This window comes from Spiroplasma endosymbiont of Clivina fossor, from assembly GCF_964031115.1.
Classification (GTDB): Bacteria; Bacillota_I; Bacilli_A; order Mycoplasmatales; family Nriv7; genus Nriv7.
In genome coordinates this window covers 606,033-631,263 of sequence record NZ_OZ035006.1, presented here as the reverse complement: position 1 = coordinate 631,263, position 25,231 = coordinate 606,033, and the positions used below count along the sequence as shown (strand labels likewise).

At 27.6% G+C, this 25,231-nt stretch carries 26 protein-coding genes, 1 tRNA gene and 1 pseudogene; 10 read left to right on the top strand and 18 right to left on the bottom strand.

Going from position 1 to position 25,231, the window contains the following annotated elements; all coding sequences use genetic code 4:
- Window positions 1-15: 15 nt before the first annotated feature.
- On the bottom strand, window positions 16-1,671 hold the full coding sequence (locus AAHM82_RS03870) for a ribonuclease J (RefSeq protein ID WP_342264583.1): 1,656 nt from the start codon (window positions 1,669-1,671) through the stop codon (window positions 16-18).
- A 183-nt stretch (window positions 1,672-1,854) separates the two neighbouring features.
- Here AAHM82_RS03870 and AAHM82_RS03865 point away from each other — a divergent pair, with 183 nt between their 5' ends.
- Window positions 1,855-2,814, top strand: a complete 960-nt coding sequence (locus tag AAHM82_RS03865) for an IS1/IS1595 family N-terminal zinc-binding domain-containing protein (protein WP_342264582.1) — start codon at window positions 1,855-1,857, stop codon at window positions 2,812-2,814.
- A gap of 607 nt (window positions 2,815-3,421) precedes the next feature.
- Here the strand turns inward: AAHM82_RS03865 and AAHM82_RS03860 are convergent.
- The gene (locus AAHM82_RS03860; RefSeq protein WP_342264581.1) at window positions 3,422-3,676 is read right to left on the bottom strand and encodes a hypothetical protein; all 255 of its coding nucleotides are present in this window, start codon (window positions 3,674-3,676) and stop codon (window positions 3,422-3,424) included.
- Window positions 3,677-3,713: 37 nt separating this feature from the next.
- The gene (locus AAHM82_RS03855; RefSeq protein WP_425289055.1) at window positions 3,714-4,670 is read right to left on the bottom strand and encodes an L-lactate dehydrogenase; all 957 of its coding nucleotides are present in this window, start codon (window positions 4,668-4,670) and stop codon (window positions 3,714-3,716) included.
- Window positions 4,671-4,986: 316 nt separating this feature from the next.
- Here AAHM82_RS03855 and tkt point away from each other — a divergent pair, with 316 nt between their 5' ends.
- Window positions 4,987-7,011 (top strand): transketolase, encoded by a 2,025-nt coding sequence (gene tkt, locus AAHM82_RS03850; RefSeq protein WP_342264579.1) that lies wholly within the window; start codon window positions 4,987-4,989, stop codon window positions 7,009-7,011.
- 1 nt (window position 7,012) lies between these two features.
- Window positions 7,013-7,240: a YneF family protein gene (locus AAHM82_RS03845; RefSeq protein WP_338967972.1), complete on the top strand. Its 228-nt coding sequence runs from the start codon at window positions 7,013-7,015 to the stop codon at window positions 7,238-7,240.
- A 194-nt stretch (window positions 7,241-7,434) separates the two neighbouring features.
- Here the strand turns inward: AAHM82_RS03845 and tyrS are convergent, their stop codons facing one another.
- From tyrS to AAHM82_RS03820, 5 genes are all read right to left on the bottom strand, one after another.
- Window positions 7,435-7,926, bottom strand: a complete 492-nt coding sequence (gene tyrS / locus AAHM82_RS03840) for a tyrosine--tRNA ligase (protein ID WP_342264578.1) — start codon at window positions 7,924-7,926, stop codon at window positions 7,435-7,437.
- Entirely contained in the window at window positions 7,904-8,170 is a 267-nt protein-coding gene (locus tag AAHM82_RS03835) for a hypothetical protein (RefSeq protein ID WP_342264577.1), read from the bottom strand. The genes tyrS and AAHM82_RS03835 overlap by 23 nt, the downstream gene beginning before the upstream one ends.
- A gap of 28 nt (window positions 8,171-8,198) precedes the next feature.
- Complete coding sequence (locus AAHM82_RS03830; protein WP_342264576.1) at window positions 8,199-8,411, bottom strand: hypothetical protein; 213 nt, start codon at window positions 8,409-8,411, stop codon at window positions 8,199-8,201.
- Window positions 8,412-8,511: 100 nt separating this feature from the next.
- Window positions 8,512-8,820, bottom strand: a complete 309-nt coding sequence (locus AAHM82_RS03825) for a hypothetical protein (RefSeq protein ID WP_342264575.1) — start codon at window positions 8,818-8,820, stop codon at window positions 8,512-8,514.
- 56 nt (window positions 8,821-8,876) lie between these two features.
- Window positions 8,877-9,929, bottom strand: coding sequence for a nicotinate phosphoribosyltransferase (locus AAHM82_RS03820; protein WP_342264574.1), 1,053 nt, complete (start codon window positions 9,927-9,929; stop codon window positions 8,877-8,879).
- 226 nt (window positions 9,930-10,155) lie between these two features.
- Between AAHM82_RS03820 and AAHM82_RS03815 the strand changes: the two genes are divergently transcribed.
- Together AAHM82_RS03815 and AAHM82_RS03810 are read left to right on the top strand one after the other, a co-directional pair.
- Window positions 10,156-10,989: a DegV family protein gene (locus AAHM82_RS03815; protein WP_342264573.1), complete on the top strand. Its 834-nt coding sequence runs from the start codon at window positions 10,156-10,158 to the stop codon at window positions 10,987-10,989.
- A 10-nt stretch (window positions 10,990-10,999) separates the two neighbouring features.
- Window positions 11,000-11,860 carry a DegV family protein gene (locus AAHM82_RS03810; protein WP_342264572.1) on the top strand — a complete coding sequence of 287 codons (861 nt, stop codon included), beginning with the start codon at window positions 11,000-11,002 and terminating at the stop codon, window positions 11,858-11,860.
- A gap of 169 nt (window positions 11,861-12,029) precedes the next feature.
- On the opposite strand, the gene AAHM82_RS13150 is transcribed toward AAHM82_RS03810, so the two are convergent.
- The 5 genes from AAHM82_RS13150 to AAHM82_RS03790 all read right to left on the bottom strand — a co-directional run bounded on the left by AAHM82_RS13150 (window position 12,030) and on the right by AAHM82_RS03790 (window position 14,662).
- Complete coding sequence (locus tag AAHM82_RS13150; RefSeq protein WP_342264845.1) at window positions 12,030-12,422, bottom strand: transposase family protein; 393 nt, start codon at window positions 12,420-12,422, stop codon at window positions 12,030-12,032.
- On the bottom strand, window positions 12,419-12,859 hold the full coding sequence (locus tag AAHM82_RS13145) for a transposase family protein (RefSeq protein ID WP_342263396.1): 441 nt from the start codon (window positions 12,857-12,859) through the stop codon (window positions 12,419-12,421). Before AAHM82_RS13145 ends, AAHM82_RS13150 begins: the two co-directional genes overlap by 4 nt.
- A gap of 185 nt (window positions 12,860-13,044) precedes the next feature.
- Entirely contained in the window at window positions 13,045-13,758 is a 714-nt protein-coding gene (locus AAHM82_RS03800) for a PTS transporter subunit EIIC (protein ID WP_342264571.1), read from the bottom strand.
- Window positions 13,719-14,408 (bottom strand): PTS transporter subunit EIIC, encoded by a 690-nt coding sequence (locus AAHM82_RS03795; RefSeq protein ID WP_342264570.1) that lies wholly within the window; start codon window positions 14,406-14,408, stop codon window positions 13,719-13,721. The genes AAHM82_RS03800 and AAHM82_RS03795 overlap by 40 nt, the downstream gene beginning before the upstream one ends.
- Window positions 14,409-14,416: 8 nt before the next feature.
- The gene (locus tag AAHM82_RS03790) at window positions 14,417-14,662 is read right to left on the bottom strand and encodes a PTS transporter subunit EIIC (RefSeq protein WP_342264569.1); all 246 of its coding nucleotides are present in this window, start codon (window positions 14,660-14,662) and stop codon (window positions 14,417-14,419) included.
- A 198-nt stretch (window positions 14,663-14,860) separates the two neighbouring features.
- Between AAHM82_RS03790 and AAHM82_RS13140 the strand changes: the two genes are divergently transcribed.
- From AAHM82_RS13140 to AAHM82_RS03780, 4 genes and pseudogenes are all read left to right on the top strand, one after another.
- The gene (locus AAHM82_RS13140; RefSeq protein ID WP_425288994.1) at window positions 14,861-15,202 is read left to right on the top strand and encodes a hypothetical protein; all 342 of its coding nucleotides are present in this window, start codon (window positions 14,861-14,863) and stop codon (window positions 15,200-15,202) included.
- Window positions 15,102-16,028: a transposase gene (locus tag AAHM82_RS03785; protein ID WP_425289054.1), complete on the top strand. Its 927-nt coding sequence runs from the start codon at window positions 15,102-15,104 to the stop codon at window positions 16,026-16,028. Before AAHM82_RS13140 ends, AAHM82_RS03785 begins: the two co-directional genes overlap by 101 nt.
- 172 nt (window positions 16,029-16,200) lie before the next feature.
- Window positions 16,201-16,257 (top strand): annotated as a pseudogene (locus AAHM82_RS13135) (IS1/IS1595 family N-terminal zinc-binding domain-containing protein); the annotation flags it as partial.
- A gap of 75 nt (window positions 16,258-16,332) precedes the next feature.
- Window positions 16,333-16,947, top strand: coding sequence for an IS1595 family transposase (locus AAHM82_RS03780; RefSeq protein ID WP_342264568.1), 615 nt, complete (start codon window positions 16,333-16,335; stop codon window positions 16,945-16,947).
- 169 nt (window positions 16,948-17,116) lie between these two features.
- On the opposite strand, the gene AAHM82_RS03775 is transcribed toward AAHM82_RS03780, so the two are convergent.
- From AAHM82_RS03775 to rpiB, 4 genes are all read right to left on the bottom strand, one after another.
- Entirely contained in the window at window positions 17,117-17,914 is a 798-nt protein-coding gene (locus AAHM82_RS03775; RefSeq protein WP_342264567.1) for a MurR/RpiR family transcriptional regulator, read from the bottom strand.
- 197 nt (window positions 17,915-18,111) lie between these two features.
- Window positions 18,112-18,187: transfer RNA gene (locus AAHM82_RS03770), tRNA-Trp, on the bottom strand.
- 564 nt (window positions 18,188-18,751) lie between these two features.
- Window positions 18,752-20,080, bottom strand: coding sequence for a serine hydroxymethyltransferase (gene glyA / locus AAHM82_RS03765; protein WP_342264566.1), 1,329 nt, complete (start codon window positions 20,078-20,080; stop codon window positions 18,752-18,754).
- Window positions 20,073-20,525 (bottom strand): ribose 5-phosphate isomerase B, encoded by a 453-nt coding sequence (rpiB, locus tag AAHM82_RS03760; protein ID WP_342264565.1) that lies wholly within the window; start codon window positions 20,523-20,525, stop codon window positions 20,073-20,075. The genes glyA and rpiB overlap by 8 nt, the downstream gene beginning before the upstream one ends.
- 202 nt (window positions 20,526-20,727) lie before the next feature.
- Between rpiB and AAHM82_RS03755 the strand changes: the two genes are divergently transcribed.
- Window positions 20,728-20,952, top strand: coding sequence for a nitroreductase family protein (locus AAHM82_RS03755; RefSeq protein ID WP_342264564.1), 225 nt, complete (start codon window positions 20,728-20,730; stop codon window positions 20,950-20,952).
- Window positions 20,953-21,463: 511 nt separating this feature from the next.
- Here the strand turns inward: AAHM82_RS03755 and rpoC are convergent.
- Complete coding sequence (rpoC, locus tag AAHM82_RS03750) at window positions 21,464-25,228, bottom strand: DNA-directed RNA polymerase subunit beta' (protein ID WP_342264563.1); 3,765 nt, start codon at window positions 25,226-25,228, stop codon at window positions 21,464-21,466.
- Window positions 25,229-25,231 lie beyond the last annotated feature (3 nt).

Genomic DNA, 25,231 nt, shown 5'->3' with positions numbered 1-25,231 from the left:
TTTTTTAAGTAATAGTTAATTTATCTCATTAATTATTGCTAAAACCATCGGATTTTTACCTGTTTCTTGACGACATAACTCTTGCAACTCACTACGGATTTGATTTTTAACTGTTGTACCATCAAACTCTGATTTTTTTTGATGTTCTTCAACAATGGTACGAACTTTAGCTTGCATTTTATTAGTTAATTCCTCATCATCTTGAATAAAAACAACCCCACGCATTTGCACATCAACTAAAGAAACAATCTCTTTACTACGACGATTTAATGTAATTCCACTAATTAAAACTCCATCACGAGCTAATTGCTTTCTTTCATTTAAAACAACAGCACCAATATCGCCAACCCCGAGACCATCAACATAAATATTATTACATTTTAAAGAAACTGGTGATGGTCCCAATTTACCATTAATAAACTCTAAAATTTGACCACTATCCTTAATTAAAATATTATTAATTAGAATTCCTGCTTCTTGAGCACTATTTTGCGCACTAACAAAATTTTTATGTAATCCTTTAATTGGCATAAAAAATTTTGGTTTCATAATTCCAATCATCATCTTAATATCTTCATATGAAGCATTCATATCTCATACTTTTTTATCGGATAACGCCATAAAACGAGCATCAGTTCTTGCCAATTCATCCAATATTCTCGCATGTTTTAATTCATAACCAGGAATCGGTGGCGTTGCTAAAATCACAGTATCTGACTTTTCTATTTCTAAATGCTCATCATCGCCACTAATAATTTTATATAATCTTGTATAAAGTCGCTCACCACTACCTGTAACAAAAATTACTGAATTATCATTAATAGCATCACTAGTTAAATTTCTAAACTTAATTTTATTAAATTGCAAATAAGTTCCTGACTTAAATTCTTCTAAAATTGATTTTAATGTGCCCCCCATAACGATGGAATCACGATTAGTTTCACTAACCAACTCCAAAATTTCACTTATTTTATATAAATCCTGTTCATGACAAGCAATAATAATTTTAGACTTGGCTGCCTTAAAAGTTGATTCCACTAACTTCTTACATTTATGATTAGGTGCCGTATAATCATTACGACTAGCATAACCAGAATCACTCATCAATAATAAAATTTTATTACTAGCAATTTTTGCTAAGTGTGCCATATCTGTAGCAAAATTACTGCGTTCTTCACTATCAAAAATATAATCACCCGTATAAACAATAGTGCCATCAACAGTCTTTAAAGCAAAGCCAAAACTTCCTGGAATACAAGTTGTCGTATTAAAAACTTCAATTTCATTATCACCAAAAGATAACATATCCTTTTCTTTAATTTCAATTAATTCATTTTCACTATGTCATACCTTAAACTTGTACAGTTTTTGTTTAATTAAAAAGATTGTTAATTTACTAGCATAAATAGAAATTTTAATATCCTTTAAAAGATATGTTATTGCTCCAAAACATTCCTCTGATGGTTTAGAAATAAATAATCCTTTAATCCGATTAACATTTTCTTTTAAATAAGAAAAATCGGGAATAACAGTATCAATTCCTAATGCTTCTCGTTCAGGGATTTTACTACCAGCATCAAAAATAAATATATCATGGTTAACTTCCACCACATACATATTTTTTCCGCGTTCATCAAGTCCCCCCAATGCAAAAACTTTTATTGTTGCCATAACTATTTTTTTCTCCTCTAATTTAATATAATTTTATTTTAAAATATTGCTTTTATTATTATAACACATTGATTATGCACCTAAGCAGAGAATAATTTTTTAATTTTGTCGAAAACTCTTGATATTTATTGAATATACTTAATTTTAGGTATATTTTTAATATGATAGAGGTGGATAATAATTATGGAAAAAATAATTCAAGAACTAGTAAATACTTTAACAGATGATCAATTTTTAGAATTTTATGAAAAAGTCAAACAACAAGCAGAATTAATAAAAAAACAAAAACGTTTAAATGAAATTGATCAAAAATTTAGAGCGCAAGGTATTAAATGCCCTAAATGTGAATCTTACCATTGCGTTAAAAATGGACATAATTCAGAAGGAAAACAAAAATATTTATGTAAAAATTGCCGTGCAAGTTTTGACGCTTTTCGTAATCATTTTATTTATTGAAGTCATTTAAATTATGAACAATGAAATTTATTGATTCAAATTTCATTGCTGGGGCAATCTAGTAAAACAATTTCTCGTTTTATTAAAACTACATTAAAAACTGCTTGATATAATCGTCAAAAATTAATGAAATCAAAACAATTAGAAAATACCCAATTAAAATTTAAAAAATTATCTGGTAAAATCCAAATCGATGAAACATTTATTAAAGAAATCCATAAAGGAAATTTCAAATATAAAACTGATCCACGAAGAATTCACCTTGACCCATTCGCAACTAATACTAAATGCTGTATTCAAATGGCAATTGATAATAATAACAATATTTATGTTAAATTCACAAACACCAAACGTTTACAAAAACAATGAGTTATTGAAAATATGAACAAAGAATTAATTAACGAAAATTCAATTATTACTTCTGATATGCAAAAATTATATTTTTTAGTAGCAAAACAAACAAATTCTACTTTATGTGTAACTAAAACAACAATTAATCCTGAAGCTAGTTATCGTAACTTAAATAAAATCAGTAAATTACAATCTAGTCTTAAAGAAGCCTTAATTCATTATCATGGTTTAGGTTTTACTAATATTCAAAATTATTTAAATCTCTGAAAATGAAAATACCAACATAAGGGTTTAACTCCAAACCAACAAACAGCGGTATTATATTTTAATGTATAAAAAAGTTAAAGTAAAAATAGTAATTTTACATAAAAGCCTTTTAAAATTATCAAGTTGATGATTTTTTTTATTTTATCAAGAGTTTTCGACAAAATTAAAATAAAAAATTATTTTAATGTTGTTTTTATAAGCATTTTACTTAGTTTTTATAACCTTTTATTAAGATTATGTTTGTTAATATTAAATATTTTGTTTTATTACTTATTTTTCAAATAAAACGATAATTAAATTGTAGTTACTTTTCTTTCAAAATTAATCAAATATTTTTCCACCTAACAAAACTTTACGCGTCCATTAAAACTGGTAAACTTTTCTTTTGGTTGTGTGGTGGCGACCACCCACAATTTATCGTGCTTTAACACATACCAACATTATTAATTCACTTGTATTTAATTTTCAAAGAACAAATTTTTAACACCCTATAAAATAAAAAGACAATCATTGCCGACTGTCTTAATACTTATTCAAATCTTTACCTACCTAACAAAACTTTATGCGCCCGATTTTAACTTCTTTTAAATTTGTTATTTTTGCAATAAAATTAATAAATAATAGAAAAAACTAAATCGTAATTTGTAATTTTTGCAGTCTTATGCTTTTAAAAATTCTATTTATTCTCTCTTCACATATAAACTAAGCAATCAGCTGGTTCACCACAAGCACAAGTACCCGCATTTTCTTTATCTTCTTTAAATTCTACTTGTGCATCAAAAAATTCTGAATAACCAGTTTCAATTGATTTATTTGCTAATGGTCCTTTCTTAACAGCCATAATAATTGTTTTTCCTTCGCTTAATGCTGATGCCACTAAATCAGCATTACCATCAAAGATTTCTACAACATTTTCTAAGTTTTTAGGCATTACCACCATTATACTCCTTAAAAATATATCTTCCTTACTAATTAATAGCTTCAATAGCCACAGTAATAACTTTTCTTAAAGCATCACAAGAACTATTAAATTGGTCTTGTTCTTGTTCACTAATATCCAATTGTACTACTCTTTCAATGCCATTACTTCCTATGACTGCAGGAATACCTGTATAAATATCTTTTTGGTGATATTCACCGTTTAAATAAGCACCCACAGGTAAAATCACTTGTTCATCATTTAAAACTGCTTTAACAATTCTTGCTAAACAAACACCAATTCCATAATGAGTAGCTTTTTTTAATTTAATTATTTCATAAGCTTTTTGAATAACCAATTTATGAATTGATTTTAATGTTTCATCATTAATCAACTGGTTTTTCTTTAAAGTCATTAAATTTTCAGCACCAACAATTGCTTTGGAATATAATGCAACGGATGAATCACCGTGTTCACCAGCAATATATGCGGTCACCGATGTTGGTGAAATTTTAAAATGTTCTCCTAAAGCAAACATTAATCGTGAAGAATCAAGAATTGTTCCTGATCCAAAAATACGATTTGTAGCAAAACCACTAATTTTTTGAGCAACGAAGGTTAATACATCAACAGGATTAGAAGCAATAATTATAATACCACTAAATCCAGAATTTTTAATTTCTTTCATAATATTACTAATTATTTTAGCATTATCAACTACTAAATCTAGTCTTGTTTCATCCGGTTTTTGCGGACGACCAGCAGTAATAACAATAATATCAGCATCTTTACAATCAAGATATGAACCGTTTGTTACTTTATGAAAGGGTCTTTCTTGTCATGCTAAAGTATCTTCAAAGTCTAATCTATTACCGTGGGCAACATCTTGAAAAGCATCAATTAAAACATATTCTGATGCTAAACCAGTATTAATGCAAGAATACAGGAATGATGAGCCTACTGCTCCACAACCAACTAAAACTATTTTTCTTCTATTATTCAATATTACCTACCTCCTATTAAGTTTATTTTATCATTTTTTTAACATAAATTATTTTTTTAATTTTGTCGAAAACTCTTGATAAAATAAAAAATAATTTTTATGTGTAAAAATTCAATAATATGATAAAATCATAGCGAATAAAAATGACAATAACAAGAAAGGCAGGGTTAGTTTAGTAATTAAATAATATAATTAGCTGATTGTTTTACTTCTTCAAAGCAATACCTAAGAAAACTAAACGCGACCAATAGTAAAATATAGGTATTTTATGGAAAATATATTAAAATAAGTATGGTGAAAAGTAACAAGGAGGAATAATATGTCACAAAACCAATTTCAAAATGAAAACGATAATTATAATCGTGAGCAGTCAATTAATACTATTAAGATGTTAGGTGTTGAAGCTGTCAATCAAGCTAATTCAGGGCATCCGGGAATTGTTTTAGGGGCAGCACCAATGAGTTATGCACTATTTAGTGAACATTTATATTGTAATCCGCAAGATCCCCAATGAATTAATCGTGATCGGTTTATTTTATCAGCTGGACATGGGTCAGCATTATTGTATGCGTTATTACATTTAAGTGGTTATGATATTAGTATTGATGAAGTTAAAAATTTTCGGCAATTGGATTCAATTACTCCTGGACATCCAGAAAGAAACTTAACACCTGGTGTTGAAGCAACAACGGGACCATTAGGGCAAGGATTAGCAATGGGCGTTGGTTGTGATTTAGTAAGAACTTTTCTGGCACATAAATATAATAAACCTGATTTTAATATTTTTGACTATCATACTTATATTATTTGTAGTGATGGTGATTTACAAGAAGGTATAAGTCAAGAAGCAATTAGTTTAGCAGGTCATTTAAAATTAAGTAATTTAATTGTTTTATATGACTCTAATGATATTCAATTAGATGGTCCCGTAAGTTTATCACAAAGTGAAAATACAAAACAGCGGTTTTTAAGTGCTAATTGAAATTATATTTTAGTTACTGCGGGTAGTGACTTTAAAGCAACTAGTCAAGCAATAACACAAGCTAAAGCGGAAACAGAAAAGCCAACTTTAATTGAAATTAAAACTATTATTGGTGTTGGGGCTTCAAAAGCAGGAACTAGCAGTGTTCATGGTGCCCCTTTAGGAAATGATATTATTAAGTTAAAAGAAAATTTAAAGTGAGATTATGAACCATTTTTTGTTCCTGATGATGTAAAAAATGATTTTAAAGTTAGAGTTGCACAAAGAGGCCAACAACAACAACAAATTTGAAATCAAATGTGAACTGAATATGCTAATAAATATGTTACTGAATATAAGGAAATTAATGATACTTTGTATCATAACTATAATTTTACTGCTGATGACTTTCAAGATATTTTAATTGAACAAGATTTGGCAACAAGAGATTGTTCATCAATGGTATTAAAAACTATTAGTAAAAAATTGCCGTTATTTATTGGTGGTAGTGCTGATTTATCATCATCAACAAAAGTTTTAGGAAGTGATGGATACTTTGCATCTAATAATTTACAAGGTCGTAATATTATGTTTGGTGTTCGTGAATTTGGGATGGGTGCTATTAGTAATGGTATGCTATTACAAAAAACTGTTCGCTCCTTTGTCGCTACTTTTTTAATTTTTAGTGATTATATGAAACCTGCAATCCGTTTAGCTTCATTAATGGAAATTCCTAATATTTTTGTTTTTAGTCACGATTCAATTGCTGTTGGTGAAGATGGACCAACCCATCAACCGATAGAACAAATTTCAATGTTAAGAGCATTACCTAACTTAAATGTTTTTCGTCCTTGTGATATGAAAGAAACGATTGCTAGTTATATTTGTGCATTGAATAGTAAAGATAAGCCAACAGCCATTTTAGTTTCACGACAAAATTTACCGCAAATTATTTCTAGTGATGTTAATAAAGCATTAAAGGGCGGATATATTGTTAGTCCTGAAAAATCACAATTAGAATTAATAATTATTGCTACGGGTAGTGAAGTGCAATTAGCATTAAAAGTTCAGCAACAATTACAAAAAGAAAATATTAATACTATTCGTGTTGTTTCTATGCCTTCAACAACTGTTTTTGATTGTCAAGATGTGACTTATAAGTTAGAAGTGCTTCCACAAACTGTTAAAAAGATAAGTTTAGAAATGGCTTCAACTTGAGGATGACATAAATATGTTGATAATGGGATAACTTTTGGTATTGATAGATTTGGAATATCAGCACCAATGCAGGATATAATGAATGAATTAGGATTTACTGTTGATAATATTGCATTACAAGTTAAGCAATTATTACAAAAAGATAATATAAAGGAGAAAAGATAAAATGCCTTGATGAGCAGGATTGTTAATTGGTCTTGTTGGCGGTTTAGTAATAGGAGGGTTATTAGCATTTTTAATATCTAAAAAGATGTTTGAAAAGCAATTAAGAGATAATCCACCGGTTAATGAAAAAATGATTCGAGCAATGTATATGCAAATGGGAAGAAAACCTTCCGAATCACAAATTAAAGCTGTGATGAATGCGATGCGTCGTAATCAAAAAAAACCTTAGAACTAATAAAATAACTTTTTAAACTGCCATTATAAATATGGCAGTTTTTATATGGCAAATTTAGTTTGTAATAGAATACTATAAAAATTATTTTTGCTAATAATGATGTGGTCAACAAACTCAATTTTTAAAACTTTAGCGATATAAAAAAAATTAGGGCCTGTCCAAAATATATGGGGATGTTAAATTAGCGTCTAACCAAATTGTTCCTTGCTCCGTTTTACCAAACTTAACACCATTCTTTGCGTTAATAATTCAATCGTTAACCCACCACTTGCTAAATGATTATCTTGTTCTTTTTTACGAATCAATTCAATTCCAGCAGTAATATTCCCTCATTGGTCACTACCACCAATTTGAACTAAACATTGATAATTCTTATATAAATACCAAAAATCATATGCTTGTAAAAGCATATAAGAAAATTCAGTATAAGAAATTCCTGTTGCAAGTCTTGTTTTAATTGATTCCTTATCAAGCATATAATTAATCGTAAACTCTTTCCCCAAATCTCTTAAATAATCAATTAAATTTAATTTTGATATTCAATCATCATTATTTAAAACTTTAATATTATGATCTAATAATTTATCTAATTGTAAAGCAAGCGCATCACTATTTAATTTTACTGTTTTAGCATCTAATAATTTTCTTTCTTCAACTTTAAAACTCGGATCACCAATCATTGCCGTCGCACCACCCACCAATAACAGCAAGCGGTTTAAAACCCGCTAATGAAAAGCGATATAATAAAACAATTTGCAATAAATGTCCCACATGCAATGATGTTGCTGTTGGATCAATACCACAATAAACACTAGCATTACTATTCTTAGCCTGTTTTATTTTTTCACTATTAAGAGAGAGAGAGTAACTTGTTTTAAAAGTCCTCGGGCTTGCAATTCTTCTAAAAATTCCATTTCTTACCATTCTTTCTCTTATTTTTGTTTTTCATCAATTAAATTAACAATGCTCCGATTTTTTCAGTAACTTGCTGTTGATCATAAAATTTACTAGCGCGTTGATGAATATCATTAAAACGATTAACATAACTTTGCGCCCGAATATAACTAGTATCATCATAATGGGCATCATTAGTTGCTAAATTAACACTATTATCACTTTTTCGATTAATAAAATCAATTGGAATTGGATTAACATTTCTCGTCATATTTCTTCCTTCAACATATATTGAAAAATCTTGATATTTTTGAATTTTACGATTAATAATTTCTTGCTGAACATGCTCATTAACATATTCTTCAATTGAACTATATATAAGTCTTTGTTGTTCTAACTAATGATTGTGGTCTAATACTATAAGTATTATTTACTAATGAAAAATCTTTTGGTTTATCATTAGCAATATTTTCTTTACTAGCATTAGAACCTGTAATTGGTGAAATAATCTCTGTTGGTTCATAACCATATACTTGTTTTTGTTGCATTCAATTTCTTTGTTTACGACGATTTTCAGCAATTTTTGACTCTGCAATTTTTTGCTGATGACTATTTTCTTCATAAAGTTTTGATAATGGACCATTTAATCCATATTTAATTTTAAAATCATTAGTATTCATTATGACCCTCCTTTTAAAAGAAGCATGCGTTCTTTTAAATTATAACATAATCAAAATTAGATTTTTTGTACTAACTTATCATTTTCAATATTTTCACGACCAACTTTAGCAAAATTTTTATTATTTAATTGCACTAAATCACCAGTAAAATGAATACCAAACTTACCAATAGTCGCTCCCACACCATAAAAATCTACGGGGGTATTATCACTAACAAATCAACTAATCTTCGCTTTATCAAATCCAGAACTAACAATAATTTTTACATTATTAAAACCTTCATCATCCATTGCTTTTCTTAAAGCCTTAATTAAAATTGGATTTATACCCATAATATTTTCATTATAATATTTCTCTTGATTTTCTTTAACAGTAAAATATTTATCAACTAAACTAATGCTAGTATCAACGCGAACAGCACTAAGACGATTTTGAAAATGACGACATACTTTTAAACTAGTATTAATAACATCATTATCAAAATCAACTAATGCTACTAACTTATCATTAGGAAATAATTCACTATAAGCTTCTAAAGATTTAATAATATCACCATTAAAACCATGAATTAAAGCGTGTGGCATTGTCCCAACCAATATTTCTTGATTATTTCATCATTCAGTTTGTGCTCTCGTAACTTGTGATTTAATACCAGCAATATATGCAGCATAACCATCACCTTGTTGATTAAGATAGTCATCATTACGATCAAACATAAAGATGATTGGTTTATCATTACTAACTTTTAAAATCTCATTACAATTAGTAGCAACACTACTTCTTCTTGCTAAAATGCCATCAATAATTCCTTCTAAATAACCAAATAAATGATAAGGACCGGTTATTTTTAAAACCGGAATATTAGCTTTAATAATATCACCATCATTTAAAGCATAAACAGATATTTTTTCTAATGGTGTTACAAATTCTTTCAATAAGGCCACAACTTCATCAATACCACAAAGCATAACATTATCTTGTCTTTGAAAAAATTGCATCGTAACAATATTATTAGGAAAATACTTTTTAAGAATTTTTTGGGTTTTTAAAAAATAAATCGCACTATAATAGCCTTCTTTAATACGAACATCAAATTTAAATTTTGTCATTTAAATAGCCTCAAATCTCTTATATAATTATTAGTTTTAATATATCAATTTTACTACTTAATAAATATTGTAATATAGTTTTTAAGAAAATTTCTTTTTTTGATTACAAATTTTGCTATTCTTATCATCAAATTATCCTTTACTATTTCTTTTCTTGAATAATATTATATCAAAGTTTATAATTGATTAATAAACAAAATAGAGATTTTTGTGAGGTGTAAAATTAATGAAGCAATACATTATCTTAGTAGACTCAGCAACTGGTTATGATGAAGACCAAGCAAAAGAACATAATCTGGCATTTGTCCCTTTAATGATAAATGTTAACAATAAAACTATTGCTGACAATAATAAAGAAATTACTATTGATAAATTTTATAAAATTTTGGAAACTGAACCAATTAAAACTAGTCAAACGCCACCAGGAATTTTAAAAGAAAAATGAGATGAACTACTACAAGAATATGAGCAAATTCTTTTCTTTCCGATTTCTTCCCATCTATCAGGACAATATCAAAGTGCAATATTACTAGCTAAAGATAATGCTTATAAAAACAAAGTCTATATAATTGATAGCGAAGCAGTTGGCGATATTAATAAGGAAATGATTAACCGCACAAAACTATTTTTACAAGAACGACCTATTAATGAATTACAAGGTTTTATTGATGAACAGAAAACAAAATATTGTGCCTTCATTCTTCCATATCAATTAGATACATTGGTTCGTGGTGGCAGAATTAGCAGTGCTGCTGCTACCCTAGCTAATTTATTGAAAATTAAACCAATACTAGAATTTAATGGTTTTATTGATAAATTTGATAAAACCAGAACATTTAAAAAAGCAATTAAAGAAGTTTTAAAAGAAATCAAAAAGCGCTATGACAGTGCTGGCGAATTAACAATTATGCATTCATTATGTGATATGGAATTAAAAGAAGAAGTAATTAAAATCATTACTAAAGAAAAATTTACAATTAAGCATATGAGTTTAATATCTAATGTTATTGCTGCTCACACTGGATATAATACATTTGTACTTGTATATTGAATAAAGTAAAGGAGAAAAAATGTCCAACACAAATAAAAAAATTGCTATTATTGTTGATTCATCTAGCAACCTTGACCTTACAATGCTAAAAGAAAAAAATATTAATATCATTCCTTTATTAATAAGTTTTGAAGATGGAACTGAAATTGAAGATACCACTAGTGATATTAAAAAATCTAATTTTTATGCTCGTGTTAAAAATGGTGAATATACTAAAACTAGTCAATCATCACCAGGACAACTAATGAGCTTATGGCGAAAACTATTAGCTGAAGGAAATGATGAAATTATCTTTATTCCGATTGCTAAAGGATTATCTGGTCAATACCAAAATGCCTATATGTTATCACAAGAAAATGAATTTAAAAACCGCGTTCATATTATTGATACTAACGGCGCTGCTACATTTAATAGTACATTAGCAATTAAAGCTACTGAAATTGTAGCTAATGGTGGCAACATTAATGATATTAATAAAATGGTAACCCTAGTAAAAAAAAATAGTTTAATTTACATTATCCCTGAAGATATCTCGCGACTTTCTAAAGGTGGTCGTGCCAAATCTGTTGTTGCTTCCCTAATAAGTTTAATCCGCGTTAAAGTCATTATTAAATTTGGCGAAATATCAGAAAAAAGTGGAATTGCTAGAACCTTAAACAACGCTATTGAAAGCGTAATCACAAAAATTAAAGAATTTATTAAAAATGAAAATTATATCTTAGAAATTCTCACATCACAATGTGATAAAAAAATCATCACAATTATTAACAAGATTATAACCACCCACCCTGAACTTAAAATCAAAAAAGCATTTCTCCCTAACTGCTTTGTCAGTCATGCTGGTGTTAACTCCGTAGGAATTATTGTTGTTAAACAATAGACTTCTTGCAAAATTAATATGATAATTATAATTTTTAAATTTAAAATAAATATAAAAGTGTTATTAAAATAATTTTTAGATTATTTTTACAAATATTTTGTCATTAAAACATAATAAAAATTATTATTTACAATAAAAAAAGACTGAAATTTTAAATTATCAAATATATTTAAACTAATAGTTGTAAATTATAAATTGAAGCTATTAAATTAAATCTTAAAGCAAATCTTTTTCTACGATTTCGATATTTTTCACTAATAATTTTAAATTTTTTAAGTATAGCAAAAACATTTTCAATAACAATTCTCATTTTTGAAATTCGCTCATTATTTTGCTTTTCTTCTTTATTTAAAGGGTTTTTCTTTGATTTTCTTTTAGGAATTAAAACATTATGATTAATTTTTTGTATGCCTTGATAACCTAAATCCACTAAAACAGTTGTTTCTGGTAAAAATTTAATTTTTGAATCTTTTAAAATTTTAAAGTCATGGTTTTTACCATAAGAAAAATCAGAACTAATAATTTTTTTACTATCTTTTTCAATTATAACTTGTGTTTTTATTGTGTGTTTTTTCTTTTTTCCTGAGTAGTGCTGTTTTTGTCTTTTTTTGGGCGTTGGATTTGGCTTTCAGTTACATCAATTATAACAGTCTTATCTTTGAAATAATCTTTTAATAGTGATTTTTGACCAGTAAGTTGTTGAAAATTAGGGTGTTTTATTAAAGTGTCTTCAATTCATTTGATATTTCTATAACAACTACTTTCACTAATATCATAACTTTTTGCAATATGAAAATAAGTTCTATATTCTCTTCAATATTCTAAAGTCATTAAAATACGATTTTCTAATGATAATTTATTGGTTCTTCCGCGACGAAATCTCTTTTTTAATTCTTCTATTTTTAAAATTTCTAGCATTTTATTAAAAGTAGTATGTTTAATACCAGTTAATCTTAAAAAATTTTTATCACTTATTTGATTATTTTTTTTAAATTTCATTTAAATTCCACCTTTTTATTAAAAACAACAATTCAATTATATTTTAAATTAATTTTGCAAGAAGTCTAATAAATAAAATTAACAAAGAAAAAGGTAGCAACGCTACCTTTTTTATTTACAGCACTAACAAATAATCGCAAGTTACCTTCTTTTAATGCTTTTAAAATAAAAACTATTTTCTATTTTTAAAAATTAGTTGCCAACAACTCTTTTGATGCTTGAAGCAATTTTTCTAATTCATCAACAATAAATTGGGCATCATTGCTAACAATGAGTTGCAAATCTTTGTCTGAAACCATTTTCGAATTAAGTTTATTATTAGCAATCCCTCTTATTTTAAATTTGATTTTATCTAATTGTTTAATCTTTCAATCATCAACATTTTCAATAACAATTCTCACCCTTGTGACACAATTACCAACACTAATAATATTATCTTTACCTAAAATATCCAAAATTTTTGTCGCTAATAGTTGATAAGAAACCAGTGGTAAACTGTTATCAAAATTATTTGTTTCACTAATAGTTTGCTCACGACCTAATGTCTGATAATTAAACTTCTTAATCAAATAACTAAAAGAAAAGTAATAAACTCCCCCGCTTAGAATACCAATTGGTAATATTCAAGCCGGATTTGCCAGCACTTGGGCAAAACCTGACTCCCAAGTTATTTTAGCAATTTTCATTGATTGATAAAAACTTAAAACATAATCAATAAAACCAGCAGAAAACCCAAAGCCAATCCGAATTCCTAAACCAACAGTAATTGCAGAAATAATTCCTGATAAGACAATATGAACAAAAAATAATACTGGAGCTGCATAAATAAAACTAAATTCTAATGGTTCAGTAACCCCAGTTAAAAATGAAACGGACGCAGCTCCAAGTAATAATGCCATAACTTTTTTTCTTTGGTCAGGATGAGCACATTTAATGATCGCCAAGGCAGCGGGGCAGGTAATCCAAACATCATAATGGGGAAAAACCCACTTTGAAATAATCCGGCATCAACAACTAAATCATTACTAAGAAATGCAGGAATATCACCATTAATAACTGTTCCATTCTCTGAAGTAACAAAAGGGTGTTGTCAAAAAAAAAAAAAATAAATATTAAAAACACGCATTAAACCACTAGCATTTAATGTTCTATTAAACATTGTATAAACGCTAGCAACCCCTCATTGAATATGACGCGTTGAATTGTCAACTTTTTTAGGAATAATAGTTTGTCCAAAACTTAAAAGTCCTAACTGAAGTCAAGGTCAAATTATTGCCACTAAAATAGCAACTGGTAAAGAAACTAAAATAACAACTAATGGCACAAATCTTCTTCCCGAAAAAAATGACAAAGCAGTTGGCAACTTAATGGATTGAAAACGATTATAACAAGTAGCTGCTAATATACCAGCAATAATGCCACTCAAAATCCCCATATCAATAGAATAAATAACTTCATTTCCTTTAAGTTGATATAAAAGTTTTGATTTATTTTCTAAGTTAACATCTAATAAAATTGTTGAATAAACAATTTTTGGTAATATCGTCATTAGACCAATTAATATTGTATAAGCAAAAAACCAATAAGAGCTGCTTCACCACGATTATCTTTAGTAAAACCAAAAGCCACGCCAATAGCAAAAAGAACAGAAAGATTATCAAAAGCACTGCCACCAATAACCTGCAATACTGAACCAATATATCAAATAACACTATTCTCAGTAATTCCAAAATCTTTAGTCATCATTAATCCACCCACACGACTCAATATCGCTGCGATAGGTAAAATAGCAATCGGAAACATTAATGATTTAGCAAGTTTTTGTAATCCTGAACTTGTTTTATTACGAAAATGTTTTAAAGTATTTTTTGGTTGAAAATTACTTGATATCAGTTTAAGTTTTTTAAAATTACTAAAAATTCTAATTTTAAAGATAAGTATTGATAACCTCTTTATTTTTTTTCTGCAAATGGGTTATTTTTAATTTAAAGGTGATTTTATATGCAAGAAAAAGATATTTTAAAAGAAATAAATAATATTGATGATAAAACTTTTATGAAAAAATATCAGCAATTAAAAAATAGAGCAAAGAAAATTGAAAAAAAGGAAAAACAAGCAATTATTTTTAATTTTGTCGAAAACTCTTGATATTTATTGAATATACTTAATTTTAGGTATATTTTTAATATGATAGAGGTGGATAATAATTATGGAAAAAATAATTCAAGAACTAGTAAATACTTTAACAGATGATCAATTTTTAGAATTTTATGAAAAAGTCAAACAACAAGCAGAATTAATAAAAAAACAAAAACGTTTAAATGAAATTGATCAAAAATTTAGAGCGCACGGTATTAAATGCCCTAAATGTGAATCTTACCATTGCGTTAAAAATGGACATAATTCAGAAGGAAAACAAAAATATTTATGTAAAAATTGCCGTGCAAGTTTTGACGCTTTTCGTAATCATTTTATTTATTGAAGTCATTTAAATTATGAGCAATGAAATTTATTGATTCAAATTTCATTGCTGGGGCAATCTAGTAAAACAATTTCTCGTTTTATTAAAACTACATTAAAAACTGCTTGATATAATCGTCAAAAATTAATGAAATCAAAACAATTAGAAAATACCCAATTAAAATTTAAAAAATTATCTGGTAAAATCCAAATCGATGAAACATTCATTAAAGAAATCCATAAAGGAAATTTCAAATATAAAACTGATCCACGAAGAATTCACCTTGACCCATTCGCAACTAATACTAAATGCTGTATTCAAATGGCAATTGATAATAATAACAATATTTATGTTAAATCCACAAACACCAAACGTTTACAAAAACAATGAGTTATTGAAAATATGAACAAAGAATTAATTAACGAAAATTCAATTATTACTTCTGATATGCAAAAATTATATTTTTTAGTAGCAAAACAAACAAATTCTACTTTATGTGTAACTAAAACAACAATTAATCCTGAAGCTAGTTATCGTAACTTAAATAAAATCAGTAAATTACAATCTAGTCTTAAAGAAGCCTTAATTCATTATCATGGTTTAGGTTTTACTAATATTCAAAATTATTTAAATCTCTGAAAATGAAAATACCAACATAAGGGTTTAACTCCAAACCAACAAACAGCGGTATTATATTTTAATGTATAAAAAAGTTAAAGTAAAAATAGTAATTTTACATAAAAGCCTTTTAAAATTATCAAGTTGATGATTTTTTTATTTTATCAAGAGTTTTCGACAAAATTAAAAGCAATTATTGATAATAAATTTAAAAAGAAGGGTATAATTTGTCCTGATTGTAAATCCTTTAAATATGTAAAAAAATGGGTTTAAAAATGATAAGCAAAGATATTTATGTAAAAATTGCAAAAGTAGTTTTGATGCGTTTAGAAATCATTTTACTTATCGTAGTAAACTTTCTTATGAACAATGAGATTTATTAATTAAAATTGCTATGTTAGGACAATCTTCAAGAATAATTGCTAGTTTTATCAACACTTCAACACTTTCAGCATGATTTAATCGTCAAAAATTAATGAAATCAAAACAATTAGCAAAAACTCAAAAATCTTTTAAGAAACTTAGTGGCATCATTGAAATTGATGAAACTTTTATTAAAGAAATTCATAAAGGAAATTTTAAATCCAAAGATGACCCAAGAAAACTCTATATTGAACCTAATGCTAAAAATACAAAATGTTGTATTCAAGTAGCTATTGATGAAAACCTTAATATTTATGCACAAGTTACCAATACTAAAAGACTAAAACGAAAATGGGTTGAAGATAATTTAACTAACAAACTTATTAAAGAAAATTCGCTTTTAAAAACAGATATGCACCCCTTGTATGATTTAGTTGCAATACAAACTAAATGTAAGTTAAAACAAGTTAAACATAATGCTTCTAAAAAAGCTAGTTATTATAATTTAAAAAATGTTAGCAAAGTTCAATCCAGTATAAAAGAATTTCTCACTCATTATCATGGCATTGGGTTTACTAACATTCAAGATTATCTCAACTTATGAAAATGAAAATATCAACATTATGGTTTAAATCCTTATCAATAATCAAGCTTGTTGTATTTTAATTTATAACCATTAATTCTAAAATTTAATAAAATTAATTTTTAAAAGTCAGGTTGATGACTTTTTTTATTTTATCAATACTTATCTATAAAATTTAAGACTAAAAATATGTTTAAATTTCATTTAAATTCATCCCCACCTTTATTTTAATTTATAACTTAAAATTAATTATTTTTGCATACAAGAAATCTAATAATTGCATTAATAATTGCAATCTAATTGAAAAAACACTTCATAATTGTTCTTCTTCAGATTTAATTAAAAAATAGGATTTAAAACTTTTAACTAATTTTGTTTCTTTAGCAAAAATACCAATTGAATAAGCTTTATCTTTTACTTCTTCAATTATTTCACCAATTAAACTATTTGTACCACTTAATGATATGCAAATAACAACATCATCATCAGTAACTAATGGCAAGTATGAATAAATAACATTAATATCATACTCACAAATAACATTTTTATTTACTCATCTTAATCTTTGTGTAAAAGAAATAGCGGAATAATATGAAATTCCAAAACCAAAAATAAAGATTATTTTGGCATCAATAATTTTTTTAGCAATTAAATCAGTATCTTTATTAATAAAATCTAAATATAATCGATTATTATCCTCCTCTCTTACTTTCATATATTCATTAAAAAAATAGGTAACATTATTTTTCAATTGCAAATTAGTATTAACTTGTCGTCCTGAATTTCTAATTCTTTGATTAACAACTTTTAATTGATACTTTAATTCAGTTCAACCACTTAGATTTAATTTTTGACAAAAGCGAATTATTGAACTAGAAGAAGTAAAACAAGCATTAGCAACACTTGTTGATGTTCATTCATCAATTTGTTCTAAGTTATTTAAAATAAATGTGGCAATGCTGGCATTAATAACATTGTCTTCATTAAATTTTATATGATTTAATTTCTTAATAAAATCAAAATCTTCCAAAATGGCCTCCTTATTTCATTTATATTATCTTCCTGATAATTTTGAATTATATCGCAAAAACATTTCATCAGGTAAATTTTGGTAAAATTTCCAAAAAATGCAATATTCTTCATTAAAAATATAAAAATAATCCTTTGTAGGATGATACCAATAATGGTTATTTTTATATTGCTATCATCCTTAATAACTAATTTTATTGGCAGGGGTAGCAGGGCTTGAACCCACAACACGCGGTTTTGAAGACCGCTGTTCTACCAATTGAACTATACCCCTACAATAAATATATTCTATCAAAGTTATTAAAACTGACAAAGTAAATTAGAAAGGTCGCGTTTAGTTTTCTTAGGTATTTTTTAAAAAAGAAAAAATAATCATTTACTATAAATTATTTCAATATTCAAATTAAGTATATATTTCTTATGTATGATTTTTGTTGTAAAAAATTATTTTAATGTTGTTTTTATAAGCATTTTACTTAGTTTTTATAACCTTTTATTAAGATTATGTTTATTAATATTAAATATTTTGTTTTATTACTTATTTTTCAAATAAAACGATAATTAAATTGTAGTTACTTTTCTTTCAAAATTAATCAAATATTTTTCCACCTAACAAAACTTTACGCGCCCTTCTTCAATTTGTAAATAGCCATTATTACTTTTACTCCGATTAGTAACTCGTCAACTAAAATCAGTATTAATTGCTTGCAAAGATTGGTTTAACCACGTAATGCTAGCAACATTAGAAACACTACTTAACAGAGTTGTTGAATACAATAGTAAAAATTCCCTAAAAATACATACCACCTCTTAAATTACTAAATATTATAAATTAAACTTATAATTGGTAATTTTCATATATTGGAAAATCTTTTAATAAAATACCAATTTGGTGTTTATGCTTAGCAATATTCTCTTCAGTATCACCATTTTCTTTAAGAACACTAATAATTATATTTGCTAATTGTTCAAATTCCTTTTCTTTTCAACCTCTAGTGGTCATCGCTGCTGTTCCAATCCGAATGCCACTCGTAGTCATTGGTTTTTCTTTATCAAATGGAATCATATTTTTATTACAAATAACATCAATTTGATGCAAAATATTTTCACATTCCTGCCCCATACGATTAAATGATGTTTTAACATCAATAATCATTAAATGATTATCAGTACCACCACTAATTAATTTAACATCATGTTTTCTAAAAATATTTTCTAAAACTTTACAATTAGCCATAATTTGTTGTTGATATGCTTTAAATTCTGGTGTTGCCGCTTCATAAAATGCTTGTGCTTTAGCAGCAATAATATGTTCTAAAGGACCTCCTTGTTGACCTGGAAATACTGCCCGATCAATCGCTTTTGCTAATTCTTTTTTACATAAAATTGCCCCGCTTCTTGGACCGCGTAATGTTTTATGTGTTGTTGTTGTTACAATATCTGCTACTACTACAGGATTTGGATGTAATCCAGCAGCAATTAAACCAGCAATATGAGCCATATCAACCATTAACAATGCTCCAACTTCATCAGCAATTTCACGAAACTTAGTAAAATCAATCGTTCTTGAATATGCACTGGCTCCCGCAACAATTAATTTTGGTTTAAGTTCTAATGCTTGTTGTCTAATTGCTTCATAATCTAATTGTTGCGTCTTTTCATCAACACCATAACCATGAAATTGATAAACAATTCCTGAAAAATTCAATTTATGTCCATGGGTTAAATGACCTCCGGCATCTAAATTCATTGCCAAAACAATATCATTCGGCTTTAAAATCGCTTGATATGCAGCAGCATTAGCTTGACTACCTGAATGCGGTTGGACATTAGCATGCTCAGCATTAAATAAAGTCTTTAATCTTTCAATTGCTAAATTTTCACTTTTATCAACAAATTCACAACCACCATAATATCTTCTCCCCGGATATCCTTCAGCATATTTATTAGTTAATATTGAACCTGCTAATCTTAATACAGGAAGCGAAACATAATTTTCCGAAGCAATTAATTCCACATGGCGTTGTTGTCTAATAAGTTCTTCTTTAACAACTGCTTTTAGTTCGGGATCAATATCATTTGTTTTGCGATTAATGTTTTGTATTTCTGAATCAATATCCTTTCCTTCTAAACTAACATCATTTATTTGGGTATCATCTTTAAACATTTTTAATATCTCCTAATTCAATTTTTTCAACTCGTTGTTGATGGCGGTTTGAAAATTTAGTATTTAAAAATTCTTCTAAAATTCAAATCGCTTTTTGAGGCGCAATAATTCTTCCTCCTAAAACTAAAATATTAGCATCATTATGTTCGCGAGCTAAGGTCGCTAACTTTGTTTCATAACATAATGCCGCTCTAATTTTCGGCATGCGATTAGCACTAATACTTATTCCAATACCTGTGCCACAAATTAAAATCCCATACTTAGCATTACCATTTCCTACTTCTTTACCAACTAATTTGGCATAATCAGGATAATCCACTTGTTCTTCTTCACTATTAGTTCCTAAATCAATAACCTCATATTCATTATTTTTTAAATATTCAATAAGAGCAGTTTTTAATACAAATCCAGCGTGATCACATCCAATAGCAATTTTATCTTTCATATTTATAATTCCCTCCTTCCAATATCCTTTTATTTAATTATATAGTATGAAAGAAAGAAATTAATTATTTTGAACAAATATTAATTTATTTTAAAAGTAACAACCCCTTCATTAATTTTATTATTAGTTAAGTTTTTAACTTTATTTATCTCTTCGTAAAAAAATGTTTTATAATTATAACTACAAGAAAGTAGGTAAACTTATGAATAAATTTGATATTCTAAAAGAAATCCTCTTAGCACATCATTCTTGACGAGAATATGATTCCCAAAAAATTAATGAACAAGATATTAATGAAATCTTAGAAGTAGCCCGTCATTCACCATCAGCATTTGGATCAGAACCATGACATCTTATCGTTGTTAGTAATAACAAAGTACAACAAGAATTACATCCTTTCAATATGAAAACAAAAACAAGTCCTTAACGCTTCACATCTATTTTTAATTTTAACTAATAAAAAAAATGCCTTTACAAAAAATAGTCCCTTTCTTCGTTTAAGATATCAAACGCGTTATCAGAATTCTGATGAAAAATTTGAACGATTACAAAATAACTTAATAAATTATTTAGAAAAATATATTAATGACCCAGAAGAATGAGCTAAACGACAAGCATATATTTTATTAGAAAATATCATTCTTTGTGCTTTTGCTAAAGGCATTGCATTGGTACTAGTCCTATGGAAGGATTTGATGGTGCTGACATTATTAATTATTTAGAAACAAATAACTTATATCGCTCCTAACGAATACAATGTTGCCGTTGTTCTCGCTGCCGGATATTTACCTAAAAATAAAGAATTACCCATAAAACCACAATCCTTAACTTACGAACAATTAGTTACTAAAATTGAATAAAACAAAACACCATTATCTTTACAATAATGGCGTTTCTTTAATAATTTATATTTAAAAAATATCTAATAATTTAAATTATTAATATTCTTCTTCATAAGCAATTTTTCCTCTAGCAATGATATCTTCGGATTCTAATAATCCTGTCCCCACAGGAATTAAATTACCTAAAATAACATTTTCTTTTAATCCTTCTAAAGTATCAATTTTACCTTTAATAATTGCTTTCGTTAATACGCGTGTAGTATCTTGAAATGATGCTGCCGATAAGAAAGAATTCGATTCCAATGGTGCTTTTTTAATACCAAACATAATTGGAAATCCATAAGGCGGACGACGATCTTCTGATAATAACTTACCAACAATATCTTTAAATTCTTTAATCGTAACTGTTTCCCCAACTAATAAGTCACTATCGCCACCATCAATAATTTGAATTTTATTTAACATTTGTTTAATAATAATTTCAATATATTTATCAGAAATTTGAATTCCTTGCAAACGATACACTTTTTGAACTTCTTTTAAAATATATTCTTGAACTTCTTTAATTCCAGCAATTTCTAATAAATGTTTAACATTAATTGCTCCTTCAGTTAATTTTTGACCAGCTTTAACTAGCGAACCAACTTTAACACGAATATTGGAGTTATAAGGAGTTTTATATTTTCTTTCATTATGTTCAGATACAACAGTAATAATATTAATACCATTTTCTTCATTTATTTCTTGAACTGTACCATCAATTTCAGAAATAATGGCAACTGCTCCCTTAGGAATCGTATTATCTAATAACTCTTTAATTCTTGGTAACCCCTGAGTAATATCTAAACCACCAGCAACACCACCTGTATGGAAAGTTCGCATAGTTAATTGTGTCCCTGGTTCACCAATTGATTGGGCTGCAACAATCCCAACAGTTTCACCAATATCAACAATTGCACCCGTTGCTAAATTAAGTCCATAACATTTTTTACATACGCCCTTTGAAGCATCACAAGTTAAAACGGAACGAATTTCAAATTGCGTAATATTATTTCTTTCAATTTTATCATTAATATCTTCAGTAATTAAAGTATTAGCAGGAGCAATTTCCTTACCATTTTTGTTAATTACCGCTGACTTTGTAAATCGTCCAAAAGCACGGTCCCGTAAGGGCACAATAATATTATTATTTTTCGTATCTACAATATCACTAATTAAGAATCCTTTTTCTGATTGACAATCTTCTTCAGTAACAATAATTTCTTGAGCAACATCTACTAACCTTCTTGTTAAATAACCAGAATCAGCTGTTTTTAAAGCCATATCAGCCATTCCTTTTCTCGCCCCATGCGTAGTTATATAGAACTCAAGAACCTTTATTCCTTCTATAAAAGAAGAACGAATCGGTAATTCAATAACGTCTCCCTTAGGATTATTCATTAATCCTCGCATCCCTACTAACTGTGTAAAGTTAGAAAGATTACTCCGCGCACCCGAATCAGTCATAATCGTAATCGGATTATTAATATCTTGCTTTAACACTATTTCTAATTTCTTTTGAATTAAATCCTTAACATCCGATCATTTTTCAACAATTAATTTATGTTTTTCGCGTTCAGTTATCATTCCTAAACGATAAAATTCTTGAACTTGAGCAATATATTTATCAGCTTCAACAAAGTATTCCTTTTTACCATCATATGCTTGCATATCTTGTGCCGAAATCGTAACACCAGAAATTGTTGAAAATTTAAATCCTAAATTTTTCATATTATCTAACATTTCAGCAGTTTTTTGTGTTCCATATTTCTTAAAAAAATTAGTAATAATATTTGATAAACTACTTTTCTTAAATGGAGAAATTGTTTCTCGTGATGCAATAAATTTTCGGATATCTTCAGTAATTAAAATAATATGACGGTCATCTAAATAATCAAGATTTTCTGCTGTTGGTTCATTAAAATAAGGAAAATCAACAGGAAAAATTTTATTAAAAATTAACTTTCCAACCGTTGTTATTAATACCTTATTTTTACTATCATTAACCTTAATCTTATCATCCATAGCATTAACCGGAATAGCAATTATCGCATGTAAATGTAATTGTTTATTATCATAAGCTAAAACAGCATCATCAAAATTCCGATAAATATTTCCTTCACCAATTTTACCTTTACTTTCAAAAGTTAAGTAATAATTTCCTAAAACCATATCCTGAGTTGGCGTTACAATTGGTTTTCCATCTTTCGGTCCTAAAATATTTTTTGAACCTAACATTAAATATCGCGCTTCAGCAACAGCTTCTGGTGTTATCGGCACATGAACTGCCATTTGGTCACCATCAAAATCAGCATTAAATGCTGGTGTTACTAATGGATGCAAACGAATTGCTTTCCCTTTTACTAACTTCGGTTCAAAAGCTTGAATTCCTAAACGATGCAGTGTTGGTGCTCGATTTAATAATACTGGACGCTCTTTAATAACTACTTCTAAATAATCTCATACGCGTTCATCGCGTTGATCAATCATCTTTTCTGCCATCTTATAAGTTAAATTACTATTATTTTCTTTAGCATCTCTTAATAATTCAGCAATAATAAATGGTTTAAAAAGAACAATTGCCATATCGCGTGGTAAACCACACTGATACATTTTTAATTCTGGACCAACAGCAATAACACTTCTTCCAGAATAATCAACTCGTTTTCCTAACAAGTTTTGACGAAAACGCCCTTGTTTTCCTTTTAAAATTGCTGTTAATGATTTTAGCGGTCGCTTATCTCTTCCGGTTACAGGGCGCGCTTTGCGATCATTATCAATTAAGGCATCAACGGCTTCTTGTAACATTCTTTTTTCATTATTAATAATAATTGAAGGAGCTCCCATTTGTTTAACGCGCTTTAATCGTTCATTTCTAATAATAATCTTACGATATAAATCATTCAATTCTGAAGCGGTAAATCTGCCCCCATCTAATTGAATAATTGGTCTAATATCTGGTGGTAACACTGGAATAGCATGTAAAATCATTCACTCAGGTTTATTTCCTGAACGCAAAAAATCATTTAAAGTTTTCAAAGAACGCATTAATTTCAATTTATCCGTTTGGGATTTTTTACCTTGAATTTTTCTTTTAATTTTCTTAATTTCTTCTTTCAAATCTAAATTTTTAAGTAAATGTTCAATTGCCTCAGCACCAATACCAAATTTAGCATTAGTATATCTATTAATAAATTGAGCACATTCATCCATTGAAAAAGGAATATTAGTAGTTTTTAAATCTTCAATCATTCCTTGTGCTCTTTCAAAAGCAATGGATTCCACAGTTAAATCTTTTTTAATATTTTCTAAAGTTTTAATTAATCGTTCACGAGTTTCTTGTGAAGTTTTAGCATTACCTAAATCTAAAACCATTTTATCCCTTAAATTTTTAGCATCACCCGCATCTAAAACAATATAAGAAACAAAATAAATCACTTCCTCTAAATCCTTAGTACGCATATTTAATGCCAAAGCAATTTGGGAAGGTGACGCTTTTAACATTCAAATGTGTGATACGGGATCTTCTAATTCAATATGTCCCATTCTTTTTCTTCTAACAATTGATTCTGTTAATTGCACCCCACAGCGTTCACAGATTTTACCACGATTATTTTCTTTTTTATATTTTCCACATTCACATTCATAGTTTTTAATCGGCCCAAAAATTCGTTGATCAAAAAGACCATCTTTTTCTGGTTTTAATGATTTATAATTAATAGTTTCTGGTTTTGTTACTTCACCATACGACCAAGAACGAATATCTTCTGGAGAAGCTAAACTAATTTTAATTTCTTTAAAGTTTTTGTGATCATTAAACATTTA